Genomic DNA, 13,845 nt, shown 5'->3' with positions numbered 1-13,845 from the left:
ACGACACAACAACAGGAAAAGGTTCCACCCATGTTCAAGAAAACTCTAATAAGTCTTGCCGTGGCGTCTTCCGTTGGACTTACAGGCTGCTTTGATAGCGGCGAGACGGGGGCGAATGCTAATCCGGATTATCTGATTGAAGATACAACGATTGATACATCAATCGTGCGCCCCATCTATGATCCCAACCCGATCGCGGCCGATCCGAAATTCCCGATCAATGCGGACTTGATCCTGTTGTTGGGCGCCACCCAGAGCGCCAACTATGACTTCACAGGGCTCTCTGGCGGCACTTCTCCGGCCGATGATGCGGTAAACGATCTTTCCGGCTTCTCTACCTCCGGCGCGTTCACACTGAAGTTTGACGGGTCCCTGAATCCTGTATCCGTTCAGGCCGGCGCCACAGTATTCCTGCTGCCAGTCAATGTGGCAGACGCCGTAGAGGGCGTTCCTGAGGCTCTGCCGAATACCAATCCATCCGGCATTATCCAGTCAAACCCGTTTGATCTTGCTGCAATTCCCAACTTCCGCGCTGATGTGGTGAGCGTTGACGGCGGCAGCGATAACGCAATTCGAATCGTACCTCTTGAGCCTCTCGCCGAGGGCCAGAAGTATCTGGTGATTGCAACTAATAACATCGTTGGCGCTGACGGACAGCCAATTGAGCGGTCTGTTCAAGACGTAAATCTTGCCGATGGTGTACTGGGCAACCCAGCCCTAGCTAACGTGAAATCGATCCTGCAGGCCTCAGACGCCCTGGCGAACGGTTTCCTCGCTCAGGCGATTCCTCAGGACACCCCAGAGTCGGCACTTGCCTATACCTTTACCACCAATTCTGATACCGACGTGTTGCGCGCTATGATGGCGCCGGCCGCATTTGGAAACGCGTTGGGTCAGAAAATCGGCTTTACAGCTCAGTTGAAAGCCGTCAGAGACAATTATCCGACGCTCAATTTCTCTCAGTTGACCACCAAACTCGGTGAAATTGCACAGCTTGCTGCGGACCTGCAAGCGGGCGACATAGATCCAAGCGACCTGGATGCCCAAGAGCTGGCAGCAATAACCGCTCTAGCTACTGTCGGCCCTCTTACAGAGCCAAGTGACCTGCAAGCAGCAATCGGTGCAGAAATTGGTGATACGCTTCATTTGCCGGTTCCCAGACCCTCCTTCTTTAACGCAGCTGAACCGGCGACTGATCTAGCTACTATCCAGGCATTGGCAGCAGACCCAACCAATGCTATCGCGCAGGCTGCACAGCAGGTGCAGGTTTCTGAAGGTGCCATCGCTCTGCCGTACTTCCAGTCACTTCCGGGTGAAACCGGAGCTGGCATTGTGACTGGCAGTTGGAGCGGAAGCACAAGCCTGGAAGAGGATCTGAATGAGAACCTGGCACCCGGCCAGACCGTTTTCTCATTCCTTCGCGACATTGACGGCACGCTGAACGTGAATGGGTATTTCCCGTTCCCAGAGCAGAATGCAACCACGACTGTCCCTGTGGTGGTGTTCAGCCCGGTTCTCGATGGCAGCCCAGCTCAGCCGGCCGCATGCGCGGGAACCAATGGAGCTGGGAAACCCGAAGGAGTAACCATTTTCCAACACGGCATCACGGTAGATCGCAGTGTTTCCATGCTGCCCGCTATCCTTCTGGCACAAAGCGCATGTCAGACTGTCGTGGCGATCGACCAGCCACTTCACGGCCTCGCAGGTGCTTCAACGGGCACTGTAGCAGGACTATCTGCTCTTGATGCGGACGCACTTACCACAGATGTAGAAGCTGCTATCAACCTTCTTGATCCCAATGACCCAAACCAAGCAGCAGTCATTGCCCAGCTCAACGCACTGATTTCGGCTGACTACATTGGTGAGCGTCATTTCGGATACACCGCTAATGCCTCCCTACAGCCGGTTCAGGCGCCGTTGGCCGATATCTCATCAGGTAGTCTGTTTATCAACCCGCTCAATATGATGAACAGTCGCGACAACCTGCGTCAGGGCGTTGTCGATCTGCTTAACGTTGCGGCATCAATTCAGACCTTTGATATCAATAAGGACTTCGCACCGGGCGACCTGGCTGGTGTACCGGTGAACTTTATTGGCCACTCTCTTGGAGGCATCTCCGGAACTGTCTTTGCCTCTCTGGCAAACGACGCGACCTTGAACGCCACTCTCAACGGCACGTATGCGCAGGCCGGAGTTCCTCTTTCGAACTTCACATTCCCGACGCTTAACTCGGTCGTGTTGCACAACACCAGCGGCCAAGTTACTCGCCTGATCGAGAACTCTCCGGCCTTCTCCGGCCAAGTTCTTGGTGGGCTGGCTAACGCCGGTGTCACCCAGGGAACCTCTGATTTCGAGAGCTTCTTCTACGTCTTCCAGTCAATCTCAGATGCCGGCGATCCGGTGAACTTTGCGAAAGGTCTTGGTGCTTCTACCAGCAACCTTCTGGTCACAGAAGTTGTTGGCGACACCACGGTTCCCAACGAAGCCAACGTCAATCCGCTCAGCCCGGCGTTCTCTGCACCGCTGACAGGCACTGAGCCTCTGATGGCACTCCTTGATCTGGGCGCTGGAGGCAGCAACCTCGCTGATGGTAATGACCTGAACCTGCTGCAGGCGGGCGACACCTCAGGATCACCCACCCCAGTGGCTGTGTTCTTCGATGGCAGCAACCCTTGCACAACTGCCAATCACGGAACCTTTGTCGCACCAATCGTTCCGAATGAAGCGTGCGGAGGTGCGGCAGACACCAGCGCCGCCTTCAGCGTGATGGTGACCCAGACCGCCCGGGCCTTAAGCGGTCTGTCCGTGCCGGCAACACCGAGCAACATTGATGCTCTCGGAACCAGTCCTACTCTGGCGAACGCACTCGATCAGGACGAACAGGCTGCTCCGTAAGGACTAGCTTCTGCCTACAAGCCCCGGCATCGCCGGGGCTTTTTTTTGGCGAGCCCCCACATGGGTCAGAGACGAACCATCAACACATCGAAGAGCCTCCACCCCCCCAGAGCTCTTGCAGCAATGCAGCCGCACACATTGTTGGGACAACCATAAATTCTGAAGATGTTTGACGGCGCCCAGATAGCCAGAGGAACAGGCGTGTAGCGGAGGAAAGGTGGCTAGAAAGCAGGGACTTGCTCGCTTTACAAGTGGTTAGATCGCGCTCTTAATTGAACTCAACGGCATGACTAAGAGCAACAAAAAACGCCGCACTCGTCAGAGCGCGGCGTTTTCATTCTGGTTTAAGTCTTAATCTGAAGAAATAACAGTCTCACCCTGCGGCAACAGGTTTGCCTGAATATCTTCCTCAGTAAAGAACAACTGGCGGTAGTCCTTGTTGGAATACTGCTCGCTCTGATCACTGAAGAATGGTGACATGGCATCCGTAGACTGGGAATAACTCACGAGGCCATAAGCCTCCGGGCCATTGTCCGTAAATTCCAACCCGAAGTGCCAGCTAGTACCCCTGGCCATCAGCCAACCGTCGATGCCATCAGAGCCGTCTGATAGCCCTGCTGTGTTATCGATGGTTGAAGGTGCAATCCGCGGGAACCGGGTATCCTCCAGGAACGGATCTGTCACCACACCGATCGCATTGAAAGCCCCGTCAATGCTGCCGTCACCGCCGTGCCAGGGAATTGGCTGGGTCTGGAAAACGGGAGTCCCACCGGAACCGGGAACCACACCACCGGAAGCGCGGTAATATTGCAGGTCGCCCAATGCATCAGTCGGCAAAATTCCTTGAGACTGCAAAGCACTCACACCATCAGCAAGCGCCAGAAGCATCGTGTCGCTCGCTGTACCTGCATTCTCGTCGGAAGGATCCGCCGGTGTGCCTACAGGGTCAGCCGGGCTAAACGGCGTTGTCAGATCTGAATCCAGATCATTACGATAATTCGCCATGAACACCCGGAAAATATGAGCGCCCACGCTGTCCCGATTGTACAGGCCATCCCAAGTGCTCAGAGATTGGCACCAGGAAGACAGATCGACGCCATTAACTGCCGTACTACCAATCGCATCACAACGCTGCAAAAGCTCCGGCAGGAACTGTTCTGCATACCAGGCCCGGTTGTTCCAGATTACGCCGATCAACTCTTCTGCACTGAACTTTCCGTCCTGTCCGGCTGGAAGCGGCGCATCCGGAAAGCCAGGATCCATCAGATTCTGAAGCATCTTGATGCCCAGACGCGTCCGAGCATTGATAGGGGCTTTTTCATCACCAAACAGAGGTGAGAAGCCTGTCAGGAACTCGTCCGGATTGGTTGACCAGTAGCTGCTGTTGGAGTTCTGTACCCAATCCGATCTAACCAGTTTTGGCTTCTGGTCATAAGGCACCAAAGGACCACAAGCGGTCTCCACCCAGTCCTCCTGGGAGAGTCTGCCGTCGAGCAACGTAACGCCCTGGTCAAAGAGGCCAGCGTATGCTGCACTGCCTGCCCTTCTGAAATTCACGAGCGCAATGGCTTTCTCGGAAAGGTTCGGTACCGAGCTGCTGTCGATGTAGAACGCATTGCCCTGATCATCCGCATAGGTGGTATTGGTCCAGAGGGTGGAACCACAGTTCTGGAAGACACCCTGGAACTCCTCAAGATTACTGGCTCGACTCATACCCAACCAGGTGTCCAGAAGACCACCAGTGTTGGCATTGGCATCACGATAGGTGTGAGCCACCATTGAGGAGGTATTCAACGCACCGTTGTCACCCCAGGATGGCAGCTGATTACTGACAGCGTTCGCGGCGATCATCGGGCCGTACTCGGAGAAGTAGAACGTTCTCTCCAGAACCACAGGTTGAGCCATCCCCATATCGACCTCAATCTGATAGGTCTCAGAGGTGATCGGCTTTTCCACTCCGTCTTTCACATAAGTGAGAAACTCTCCGTCGTCCTTGAGTACCAGCTCATACCAGGTAAAACGACGGCTGGTTGTAACTGTGTGAGACCAGGCAAGATTCTCATTAAAATTGATCAGAGGAATCGCCGTACCAAGCAGCCCAGCGCCGTGGACGTTCAGGTAACCTGGAACAGTCATCTGGACTTCATAAAGCCGGCGATGGCCTGTGTATGGAAAGTGCGGGTTTGCCAAGAGAGCGCCACGGCCCTGCTCGGTCAACTCGCTACCAATACCCCACGCGTTACTGGCAAGGCCCATATCCGCGAAATTGGTCTGTGATTTCGCGCCAGCCTCTGCAGTTGCCACAACGTTCTTGAGAAGCTGATTAACCTCATCAACATTGGTCACCGAACTTACCGGTGTCGGTGCCGGAGTCTCTCCCGGAGGAACTGCGAGGAAAACCGCCCCTGTGGCAAACAGCGCACCGCTGGCGTACTGACCAACAATGCGATAATGAGCCAGCAAATCCACCGGCGTTATCGGTTTAACCCAATCCTGATCCGCACATTCTACAGGGAACTGAGAGGCATCGGTTTCGTTGACGTACCGGTTGTACCCCTCTGTAAAGCCTTCAATCAGCGCTCGACTCTCAGGGCTCAGCGTGGGGAACTCGGCCTCTGCGCCGGCGTATATCTGCTGAGCCTTGTAACTAAAGTCATTGACTATATTGATACCGACACCAAATCCCGCATCCGGTCCAGGCCCAAAGTACTTCGCTCTCTCGCTTCGGGCCTTCACAACCGCCTCAGCCAGCATACAAACATTGTCCTGCGCCTGCGCATAGCCATGTCCGAAAGCCGCAGATTTCAGGTCGTCAGCGACGATATGAGGCACGCCGCCCGTAGTTCGACGGATGGTCGCCTCTAGCTGACCATCAGACGGAAAAAGGTTAGGATCCACCTCAGCCTGTGAGGGGCCGGAAGAGTCGTTATCGCTATCAAAACAACCTGCCAGCAAAGTACTGCCAAGCAGGGCGACAGTGAGACTGAGGGCATGTTTGCCACTCGGGGTTTTCCTGAGCTTCATAGTGTATTCCTTGTATTTGTTCACTACGGTTCCACCGTTTCCGGTGACATTTATAAAACTAGCAGAGCCCTCCTTTTCAGCCAGACAAAACTGAACACTTATTCACGTTATTTTCTTCTAAAGAAACCGATCGTTATCAGCTCCGAGCATTTTCCCGATCCGGGACGTTTCCGATGGCGTTTTCTCGAACTTGATCGGGAATCCGATCTGCGGTTGTTGAGTGCCATCCCCTCTATCAACACCAATCACCATGTCCCTGGCCTTCAGCTGTGGGTGCTCGGCGGCCTCCGAAATGGTCAGAACCGGCTCCACGCAGGCATCCTCGTCGGCAAAAATCTCCTGCCACTCCGCCAGGGGTTTCTCTACAATCTTTTCTTTCAGAACCGCTTTCAGGTGTTGCTGATGCTCAGGATTCTGGCTCATGGCGAGGCTGGTTACCTCAGAGATCCCCAGGGTGTGGAACAAGCGGGAAGCGAACTGCGGCTCGAGACTGCCAACTGAAAGCCAGCGACCGTCGCGCGTCTGGTAGTAGTCGTAAAAGGAGCCGCCGTTCAGCAACGCGCGTTCCGGCTTCTGTTCCTGGCCTCCGGCGAGGCAGGCCGCCCCGGCCATGGCGTTCAGCGCGAACGCGGCATCGGTCATGCTGATATCAACAAACTGCCCTTCTCCGGTTTGTTGCCGGTGAATTACCGCAGCCAGGATGCCCATCACGGCATGGTGAGAACCACCAGCCACATCCGCAATCTGTATACCCATGGGTGGCGGGCCGCTGTCGGCTCGGCCGCAGTGGCTGCTGACGCCCGCCAGGGAGAGATAATTGATGTCATGGCCCGCGCGGTCCTTGTAGGGGCCGGTCTGGCCGTAACCGGTAATGGAGCAATAGATGAGACGAGGATTTACTGCCTTGAGGGCCTCGTAGCCAATGCCGAGCCGGTCCATCACTCCCGGGCGGAACTGCTCGACAACAATGTCGTGGTCTTTGACCAGCTCCAGGACTTTTTCCCGGCTCCCCGGCTCTTTGAGGTTGAGACCGAGCGACTTCTTGCCTCGATTCAGAAAACCATGAGCCGTGCTCACTCCCGCATCATGGGGCGGCATCACCCGTGTCAGATCCACCCGGTCCGGCGCTTCCACACGTAATACATCTGCCCCCATATCGGCCAGCAGCATGGTGGCGTAGGGACCGGGCAGCAAGGTACTGAAGTCCAGAACTTTCAGCGAAGTCAGAGGACCCGCCATGATGATCTCCTTTTTATTGTGAGAGTTGTCCGAATAGCATTCGTTTCCTTCATGCTGCCCGGTTTTGCCAACGGGGCCAACTGCCGGTTCCGTCATTCCGATTGGCCGTTTCTACCAGCCTGTCCGGACGGCTTCGGTTGCATTGTTCTGCCGGGGTTTTATGATGGGTTTCGTTTTTATGGAATGGCGAGCGTGATGTCCGATCTGACGGTTTCGAAGCACTTTGTTCAGGCTGCCCTGGGGGGTGCTGAAAGACTTGGTTTTGATACCCGGGAAATGCTCCGGGAGGCAGGAATCTCGCCCGATCTCCTACGTATCGAGATGGCCCGGGTCAGCAGCGACCAGTTCAGCCATCTTATGCAGGTACTCTGGAACCGGATGGGGGACGAGTTTATGGGGCTTGGGCCCCGGCGGGCCCGGACAGGCACCTTCGCAACCATGTGTGCGCTGGTGATTGACTGCCCCAACCTGGAATCGGTGTACCGGCAAGCCTTCCAGTTTTCCCGGCTCTTCGAGCCCATGGTATCGATGGAGCTCGAAATCGGCGAGGACAATGCCCGACTGGTGGCCCGGATGGAAGGCGAAATAAACGATCCCAGTTTCTTCTTGAGGGAAAGCATCCTCGTAATCTGGCATCGCTTGGGAAGCTGGCTCATCGGGCAACCGATAGAACTGGAAAAGGCGGAGTTCGATTACCCCCGGCCGACCCACGGCGACGAATACCGGCACATTTTCCACTGCCCCCTGGCGTTCGAATCCGACAGGATTGCCCTCACCTTCGACAAACGCTTCCTGTCTGCGCCAGTTATCCGCGACAGGCCGGAGATGCGGCAATTCCTGAAGACGTCGCCCGCAGACCTGCTGTCCCGGCCTGACGAGAGCAACACCTTTACGGGGCGGATTCGTGCGCTGATCGGGAGAGATTTCTCAAAGCCGTTACCGGATTTCGAATGGATTGCCGCAGAGCTACATACCAGCCCGCAAACGCTGCGTCGCCGGCTGAAGCAGGAAAATACCTCGTTTCAGGAAATCAAGGACCTGCTACGGCGGGATATGGCGATTTACTACTTGAGCCGGCAGGACCTGCCCATCAACGACATCGCGGCCAAGGTTGGCTTCACCGAGCCCTCAACCTTCCACAGGGCTTTCAAGAAGTGGACAGGGGTGACGCCCGGCGCATACCGGGAGGGCGAACGAGGCAACCTCCCTGATTGAATCAGGATCCGGACGGTAGCTGAAGTGTCCGGATCAACTGCCCCAGCGTCTCAGCAATCTCCTGAACTCGCTCACGGTTCGCGGCCAGTTGAAGCAGGCGGGAGCCATCCCTTGGATCGTAAACCCAGCAGGTCGAAACAGCGGCTTCACAACGCCACTCAACCTGGGGGTTAATGCCAAACACCGACATCGGCTCGGTGCTCCTCAGTATACGGCCATCTTCGGCTCGCCTGATTTCCTGCACCTGAATCTCGTCTCCCTGGGTTCCCAGGCGATATTCCACATCTGCCGGCCGGTCCAGCCGCACCACTGCCTGATCACGGCGCCAGCCTGCGAGCTCAAGAAGGCTATTGATATGAAGGGTCAAGGCTTCACGGTCTGAATCCGCCAGATAGAGTTTGCGCAGTGACTCAACCCGACCCTCACCCGCTGGTTCAATAACCGCAACCGGCTCGCTCTCGCCAGCAGCCTGTGGTGCGACAGCGTTCTGTCGCCTGGTCTTCTCGATAGAGGTGATCAGCTGAAGGGATTCCTGATAGTGGGCTCCCTCCGCACCCGCCTGGCTTACATAGGTCTCAAGGGCCGACTGGGCCTCGTTCAAATGGGAGGACTGGAGCATCACCCGGCCCCGATAAAAATAGTAGTCTTCCGGCTTTTCCCCCTCCAGTTGCTGCAACCGGTTGAGGTATTCCGCAGCCTCACCCCAGTTCTCTGCAACAACGGCCTCTTCCGTGGCCAGCATCAACCTGCGGGTTTCATGTTCGGGCGCCAGCGCCAGCGCCGGCCCCGCCAGGAGCACGGAAGCCAGGGCGGCCCCGAGGACAAAACAGCGACCTGTTCCAAATAATACTGCCATGGCATCTACTCCTGCTCGTTATCTGCACCAATCGCCTGCTCCTCAGAATCAGGCCGGTCGTCGTCCCCGGAATGAAGGAATTCGTCGGAATCGTCCACTTCCGCCTGATCCATGATCCCCTTGGGCAATTCTTTCTTGACCCGAACACCCAGCTCAACAAAGCGATTGGCCTGCGAGATCAGGTTACCCCGCCCGCGGGTCAGGGTGTTCATTGCCGAGTCGTAGGTTCCCTGGGCGGTATGCAACTGGGTGCCGAGGCGTTCCATCGCTTCCACGAACACCCTGAGTTTGTCATAAACCGCGCCTGCCCGCTCGGCGATTCGTCGGGCATTCTGGCTCTGACGCTCATAACGCCAGATGTTTTCGATTGTTCTCAATGTTGCCAACAAGGTTGTTGGAGTTACCACAATAATCTTTCGCTCAAAGGCTTCTGCGAAAAGGTTCTCGTCCTGTTGAAACGCCGCCACAAAGGCAGGCTCGATTGGCATGAACAAAAGCACGAAATCCGGCGAATGAAGGCCATGCAGTTGGCTGTAGTCCTTTTCACTCAACGTACGGATGTGATTTCGAACGGCCTCAACATGCTGTTTCAAAGCCTCTTCCCTGACCAAGGAATCCTCGTCTTCCGTGACCCACTGCTGATAAGCCACCAACGACACCTTGGAATCAATGATCAGGTTACGGTTGTCTGGCAGATGCACGATGACATCCGGCCGATACAGCTGATTATCGCTGTCCCGATAACTGCCCTGGGTGTCGTATTCAACGCCCTTACGAAGGCCGGACTTTTCCAGTACACGCTCGAGAATCAGCTCACCCCAGTTGCCCTGGATTTTCTTGTCACCCTTCAATGCGCGGGTCAGATTGGCGGCTTCTTCAGTGATCTGTCGGTTCAGGTCCTGTAGTGATTTGATCTCACTGCGCAGGGCCTGACGGTCCCGGGTTTCATTGGTATACACGTCCTCGACGCGCTTTCGAAAGTCCTGCAGCTGATCCCTGAACGGATTAAGCAGGGTATCCAGGCTGGTTCGTGTCTGCTGGCTGAAACGCTCGCTCTTCTGCTCGAAAATCTTGTTGGCAAGGTTTTCAAACTCCTGCTTCAGGGCGTCACGGTTACGCTCAAGCAGCTCCAGCTTCTCATTGGCTGAACGGCGCTCCTTATCAATTGTCACTTCCTGCTCCCGGAGCGACATGCGGGCCTCACCCAGCGCTTCGGACAGCTCTTCCGCCTTTGCCCTCAGGGTCTGATGTTCGCTTTCCACCTGCGCAAAGCGCTCTTTCCGGCTCTCCAGCTCCGACTCAAGCCCGGCCAGTCGGTTCTCGAGGCTTGCGGCATGCTGCCTCCAATGTTCGACGTCCTGCTCAAGTCGACCATTCCTGCCCCAAAGCCCTTTCAGAACGACCAGAAGAATCAAAACAACCATCAGCGCCGCCATCAGATCAGGACGGGACAACATCTGTTCCATGATGGCTTCAGGCACCTGGCAATACTCCTGTTAAAACTCTTTTCAGATGAATGATCGGTACGATTCTGCTTGAACACAGTCTAACCCACGCAGGGAACCTTTTGCCCGGCGCGCCGTCAAGTTGACTGGTGCTGCCAGTAAGGACCACGACTGTTTGGCAATAATTCGAAGCCCGGGCATCTAGCTCTGGACGCCCAACGTAATATCGTCTAAAAGGGTAAAATGTTCACCCGCCAAGTGGTTATTACCCTTTGGTAACCGTATGACGGGCACGGACGGGATCAGAAATGGATAACAGATCATGCTGAAAGAATTGTGGCGAAAGCTGGGGGCGGAGTTTCTCCACGATGACGGCTCCAGTCAGGACAGCCAATCCGGATTGTTCGGTACAGGCGCATCCGGCAACAAGGAAGCATTCAGAATCCTGCCGCACATTACCCACACTGGCGAGTTTCACCTCGAGCGCCTCACCAGCCTGCTTAAAACCCGGTACGGAAAGAGTTTCGGGATGCCTTCCAGCAGTGCCGAAAGCGACGAGAACATCCGGGAGCTGATCAGTTTTGCCGCCCGAATTCAGGATCAGGATGTGCAGCGCGAACTGCTGCTTTTCTACCTCAATTGCTCCCCCGTGATTCAGGAATACCTGCGTGCTGAAACCGTGCTCGGTGAAGGACATTTCCTGTCACGGTAAACACTACTGCCCCTTAACCATCTGTAAATCAACCACACAGGTTGGATGTTGTATACTTCCATTCCGTTTTTATCCGGTTTCACATGCACAGACCGTCATCACCGTTCCCACTCGCGTATGACAGGCTGCCAGCTCAGGGGTTATTCATGGGTTTGAAATGTTTTAGGGCTGGACTGCCTAAACCTTCCTTCATCGCACTCGCAGGCATCCTCACACTGACGGGATGTTCGGCAGACCGTTATTTCATGGTCCCCAAAACAGACCTCAATGAGCTTCAGGGATCCGTCAAGAGCCAGCGTGCGACTCTCGTTACCATGGAAGAGAATGCAGCGACTCGACACGAGCAAGCCGTTGCCCAGACCCGCTCATCGACTCAAACCATACTGGACGCGATCGCCACCCAGGTAGAAAAGCCCGAATGTCCGCCCGTTCAGGTCCAGAAGCAGTGCCCCGCAACAGACAACTCAAAAGGCCGCGCTGATCGCCTCAAGGGGAAAGTCATTGTCGGTGAGGTAGAGAATTTCTACCTCGCGGGCCCCGGCTTGATCTACAAAGCTCGAATCGACAGCGGCGCCGAAACTTCCTCCATCGACGCACGCAACATCACCCGGTTTGAGCGGGATGGCAGCAACTGGGTGCGGTTTGATGTACCCGTTCCCGGCGCCGACAAGTTCGTGACCCTGGAGAAAGAAATCTCCCGTCGTGTCCGGGTTATCCAGGCCAGCGCGGACGAGGCTGAGCGCCGTGTTGTTGTCGAACTCCAGTTCTTTATTGGCGACCATCGGCAGGTAGCCGAGTTCACACTTGCCGACAGAACAAACCTGACCTACGAAGTCCTGATCGGCCGCAATATTCTGCGTGACGTAATGCTGGTCGATGTCGGCAAGGAGTACGCCACCGAATTGCCTGAATCCATCCGCAAAAGCAACGGGAACGAATCGTGACCACCCGCTCGCGCCTGCCGTTTTATATTGCCGTTTTTCTCCTCATCGCAGCGGGCATTTCGCTTGCTGTCTGGAGACACATTGAGCTTGGCATCCCCTGGCTGACAGGCGAGCAGCGTCCTGTCTGGATGGTCGAGGCCCGAATCGATTTTGACGCCGGCGACGGATCAGTGCTTGCCAGCCTCAACATACCCGAGCAACCTCCGGGATTCCGTATCCTCACCGAGCAGGCTGCATCACCTGGCTACGGCTTCTCTATCATCGACAGCTCGGGAAGCCGCCGGGCGGAATGGAGCAAGCGGGAAGTCTCCGGACCGCAGACACTGTATTTCAAAGCCCAGTTTATTCCGGACGCTAACGCCCAACCGGAAATTCCCGTGCGCGAACCGAAAACACCGAGGACCTTTTGGGAGGAACCCGAAGCCACGGCCGTTCAGGAAATACTGGACCAGGCCAGGGCCCGTTCGAGTACTCCAGAAAGCATGACCCGAGAGCTTATCCGGCTGATGCAGCCCGACACCCGCACCCAGAACACCACCCTGCTGGTCTCGGAAGAGAACTACCTGGACCTTCTGGTCGATATGCTCAACCATAGCGGTATCGCTGCCAGGATAGCCGACGGCCTCAGGCTTGAGGATGCGCGCAGGCGGCAACAGCTGATGCCCTACCTGCAAATCTACAATGGCAAACAGTGGCTCACCTTCAACCCGAAAACCGCTGAACAGGGCGTACCTGACGATCTGTTGCTCTGGCGCCAGGGCTCTGCTTCTTTGCTGGATGTCGTGGGCGGGGAAAACTCCGAAGTGAGCTTCTCCATGCTCCGGCAAACTGTTCCGGCCCTGCAACTGGCGACCATGGAATCCGCCTCCAACGGCCTCGGTTTCCTGAGCTTCTATGAGCTGCCCATTGAAGAACAAAGCATGTTCCGGATGCTGCTGTTGCTGCCACTCGGTGCACTCATGGTGGCCTTCATGCGGATCGTCATCGGCATCCGTACCTCTGGCACTTTCATGCCCGTGCTCATCGCCGTCGCCTTCGTCCAGACAACTCTGGTGCCCGGGCTGATTGCTTTCCTGTCGGTTGTCGCCATAGGTCTGCTCATGCGCGGTTATCTGTCCAGTCTCAACCTGTTGCTGGTATCTCGAATATCCGCCCTGATCATTCTGGTTATTTTCATCACCGCGGGCTTGAGCATTATCGGTTACCAGATGGGATTCAACACTGGCATGACGGTCACTTTCTTCCCGATGGTTATTATTGCCTGGACGATTGAGCGCATGTCCATCCTCTGGGAGGAAGAAGGCGCCCACGAGGTCATGGTTCAGGGTGCCGGCAGCCTGTTCGTGGCCATCTGCGCCTATCTGCTGATGAGCGCGCCTCTGGCTGGCCATCTGACCTTCAACTTCCCGGAGCTGCACCTCGTGATCCTTGGGCTGATCCTGTTGATGGGCCAATACACCGGCTACAAGCTCAGCGAGCTGCGACGGTTCACGCCAATGAAGGCGTACGACTGAT

9 protein-coding genes are annotated in these 13,845 nt (G+C 55.9%); 5 read left to right on the top strand and 4 right to left on the bottom strand.

Annotated elements, in window-relative coordinates; genetic code table 11:
• The first annotated feature begins 30 nt into the window (after positions 1-30).
• Positions 31-2,895: an MECDP-synthase gene (locus MDHKLMBL_RS05615; protein WP_104270307.1), complete on the top strand. Its 2,865-nt coding sequence runs from the start codon at positions 31-33 to the stop codon at positions 2,893-2,895.
• Between the two features lie 351 nt (positions 2,896-3,246).
• Here the strand turns inward: MDHKLMBL_RS05615 and MDHKLMBL_RS05610 are convergent, their stop codons facing one another.
• Positions 3,247-5,919, bottom strand: a complete 2,673-nt coding sequence (locus tag MDHKLMBL_RS05610) for a penicillin acylase family protein (protein WP_041645127.1) — start codon at positions 5,917-5,919, stop codon at positions 3,247-3,249.
• Positions 5,920-6,036: 117 nt separating this feature from the next.
• Positions 6,037-7,158, bottom strand: a complete 1,122-nt coding sequence (locus MDHKLMBL_RS05605) for a CaiB/BaiF CoA transferase family protein (protein WP_167450391.1) — start codon at positions 7,156-7,158, stop codon at positions 6,037-6,039.
• 195 nt (positions 7,159-7,353) lie between these two features.
• On the opposite strand from MDHKLMBL_RS05605, the gene MDHKLMBL_RS05600 reads away from it, so the two are divergent.
• Positions 7,354-8,373, top strand: a complete 1,020-nt coding sequence (locus MDHKLMBL_RS05600) for an AraC family transcriptional regulator (RefSeq protein WP_092031574.1) — start codon at positions 7,354-7,356, stop codon at positions 8,371-8,373.
• A gap of 1 nt (position 8,374) precedes the next feature.
• Here the strand turns inward: MDHKLMBL_RS05600 and MDHKLMBL_RS05595 are convergent, their stop codons facing one another.
• Both MDHKLMBL_RS05595 and MDHKLMBL_RS05590 read right to left on the bottom strand, forming a co-directional pair.
• Positions 8,375-9,229: a hypothetical protein gene (locus MDHKLMBL_RS05595; RefSeq protein WP_053114818.1), complete on the bottom strand. Its 855-nt coding sequence runs from the start codon at positions 9,227-9,229 to the stop codon at positions 8,375-8,377.
• 5 nt (positions 9,230-9,234) lie between these two features.
• Positions 9,235-10,710: a DNA recombination protein RmuC gene (locus MDHKLMBL_RS05590; protein WP_104270305.1), complete on the bottom strand. Its 1,476-nt coding sequence runs from the start codon at positions 10,708-10,710 to the stop codon at positions 9,235-9,237.
• 286 nt (positions 10,711-10,996) lie between these two features.
• On the opposite strand from MDHKLMBL_RS05590, the gene MDHKLMBL_RS05585 reads away from it, so the two are divergent.
• The 3 genes from MDHKLMBL_RS05585 to MDHKLMBL_RS05575 all read left to right on the top strand — a co-directional run bounded on the left by MDHKLMBL_RS05585 (position 10,997) and on the right by MDHKLMBL_RS05575 (position 13,844).
• On the top strand, positions 10,997-11,386 hold the full coding sequence (locus tag MDHKLMBL_RS05585; RefSeq protein WP_014576600.1) for a hypothetical protein: 390 nt from the start codon (positions 10,997-10,999) through the stop codon (positions 11,384-11,386).
• 245 nt (positions 11,387-11,631) lie between these two features.
• Complete coding sequence (locus MDHKLMBL_RS05580) at positions 11,632-12,330, top strand: ATP-dependent zinc protease family protein (protein WP_014576599.1); 699 nt, start codon at positions 11,632-11,634, stop codon at positions 12,328-12,330.
• The gene (locus MDHKLMBL_RS05575; RefSeq protein ID WP_104270304.1) at positions 12,327-13,844 is read left to right on the top strand and encodes an inactive transglutaminase family protein; all 1,518 of its coding nucleotides are present in this window, start codon (positions 12,327-12,329) and stop codon (positions 13,842-13,844) included. The genes MDHKLMBL_RS05580 and MDHKLMBL_RS05575 overlap by 4 nt, the downstream gene beginning before the upstream one ends.
• The last annotated feature ends 1 nt before the right edge of the window (position 13,845 follow it).

It is taken from the genome of Marinobacter flavimaris (assembly GCF_002933295.1).
GTDB lineage: Bacteria > Pseudomonadota > Gammaproteobacteria > Pseudomonadales > Oleiphilaceae > Marinobacter > Marinobacter flavimaris.
Note: the sequence above shows the minus strand (reverse complement) of the source record. Positions and strands in the feature narration are given on the sequence as shown.

Bases quoted from the DNA above. Each gene is read 5' to 3' on its own strand.
- MDHKLMBL_RS05615 (WP_104270307.1), top strand. From the start codon at position 31: ATGTTCAAGAAAACTCTAATAAGTCTTGCCGTGGCGTCTTCCGTTGGA.
- MDHKLMBL_RS05610 (WP_041645127.1), bottom strand. From the start codon at position 5,919: ATGAAGCTCAGGAAAACCCCGAGTGGCAAACATGCCCTCAGTCTCACT.
- MDHKLMBL_RS05605 (WP_167450391.1), bottom strand. From the start codon at position 7,158: ATGGCGGGTCCTCTGACTTCGCTGAAAGTTCTGGACTTCAGTACCTTG.
- MDHKLMBL_RS05600 (WP_092031574.1), top strand. From the start codon at position 7,354: ATGTCCGATCTGACGGTTTCGAAGCACTTTGTTCAGGCTGCCCTGGGG.
- MDHKLMBL_RS05595 (WP_053114818.1), bottom strand. From the start codon at position 9,229: ATGGCAGTATTATTTGGAACAGGTCGCTGTTTTGTCCTCGGGGCCGCC.
- MDHKLMBL_RS05585 (WP_014576600.1), top strand. From the start codon at position 10,997: ATGCTGAAAGAATTGTGGCGAAAGCTGGGGGCGGAGTTTCTCCACGAT.
- MDHKLMBL_RS05580 (WP_014576599.1), top strand. From the start codon at position 11,632: ATGGTCCCCAAAACAGACCTCAATGAGCTTCAGGGATCCGTCAAGAGC.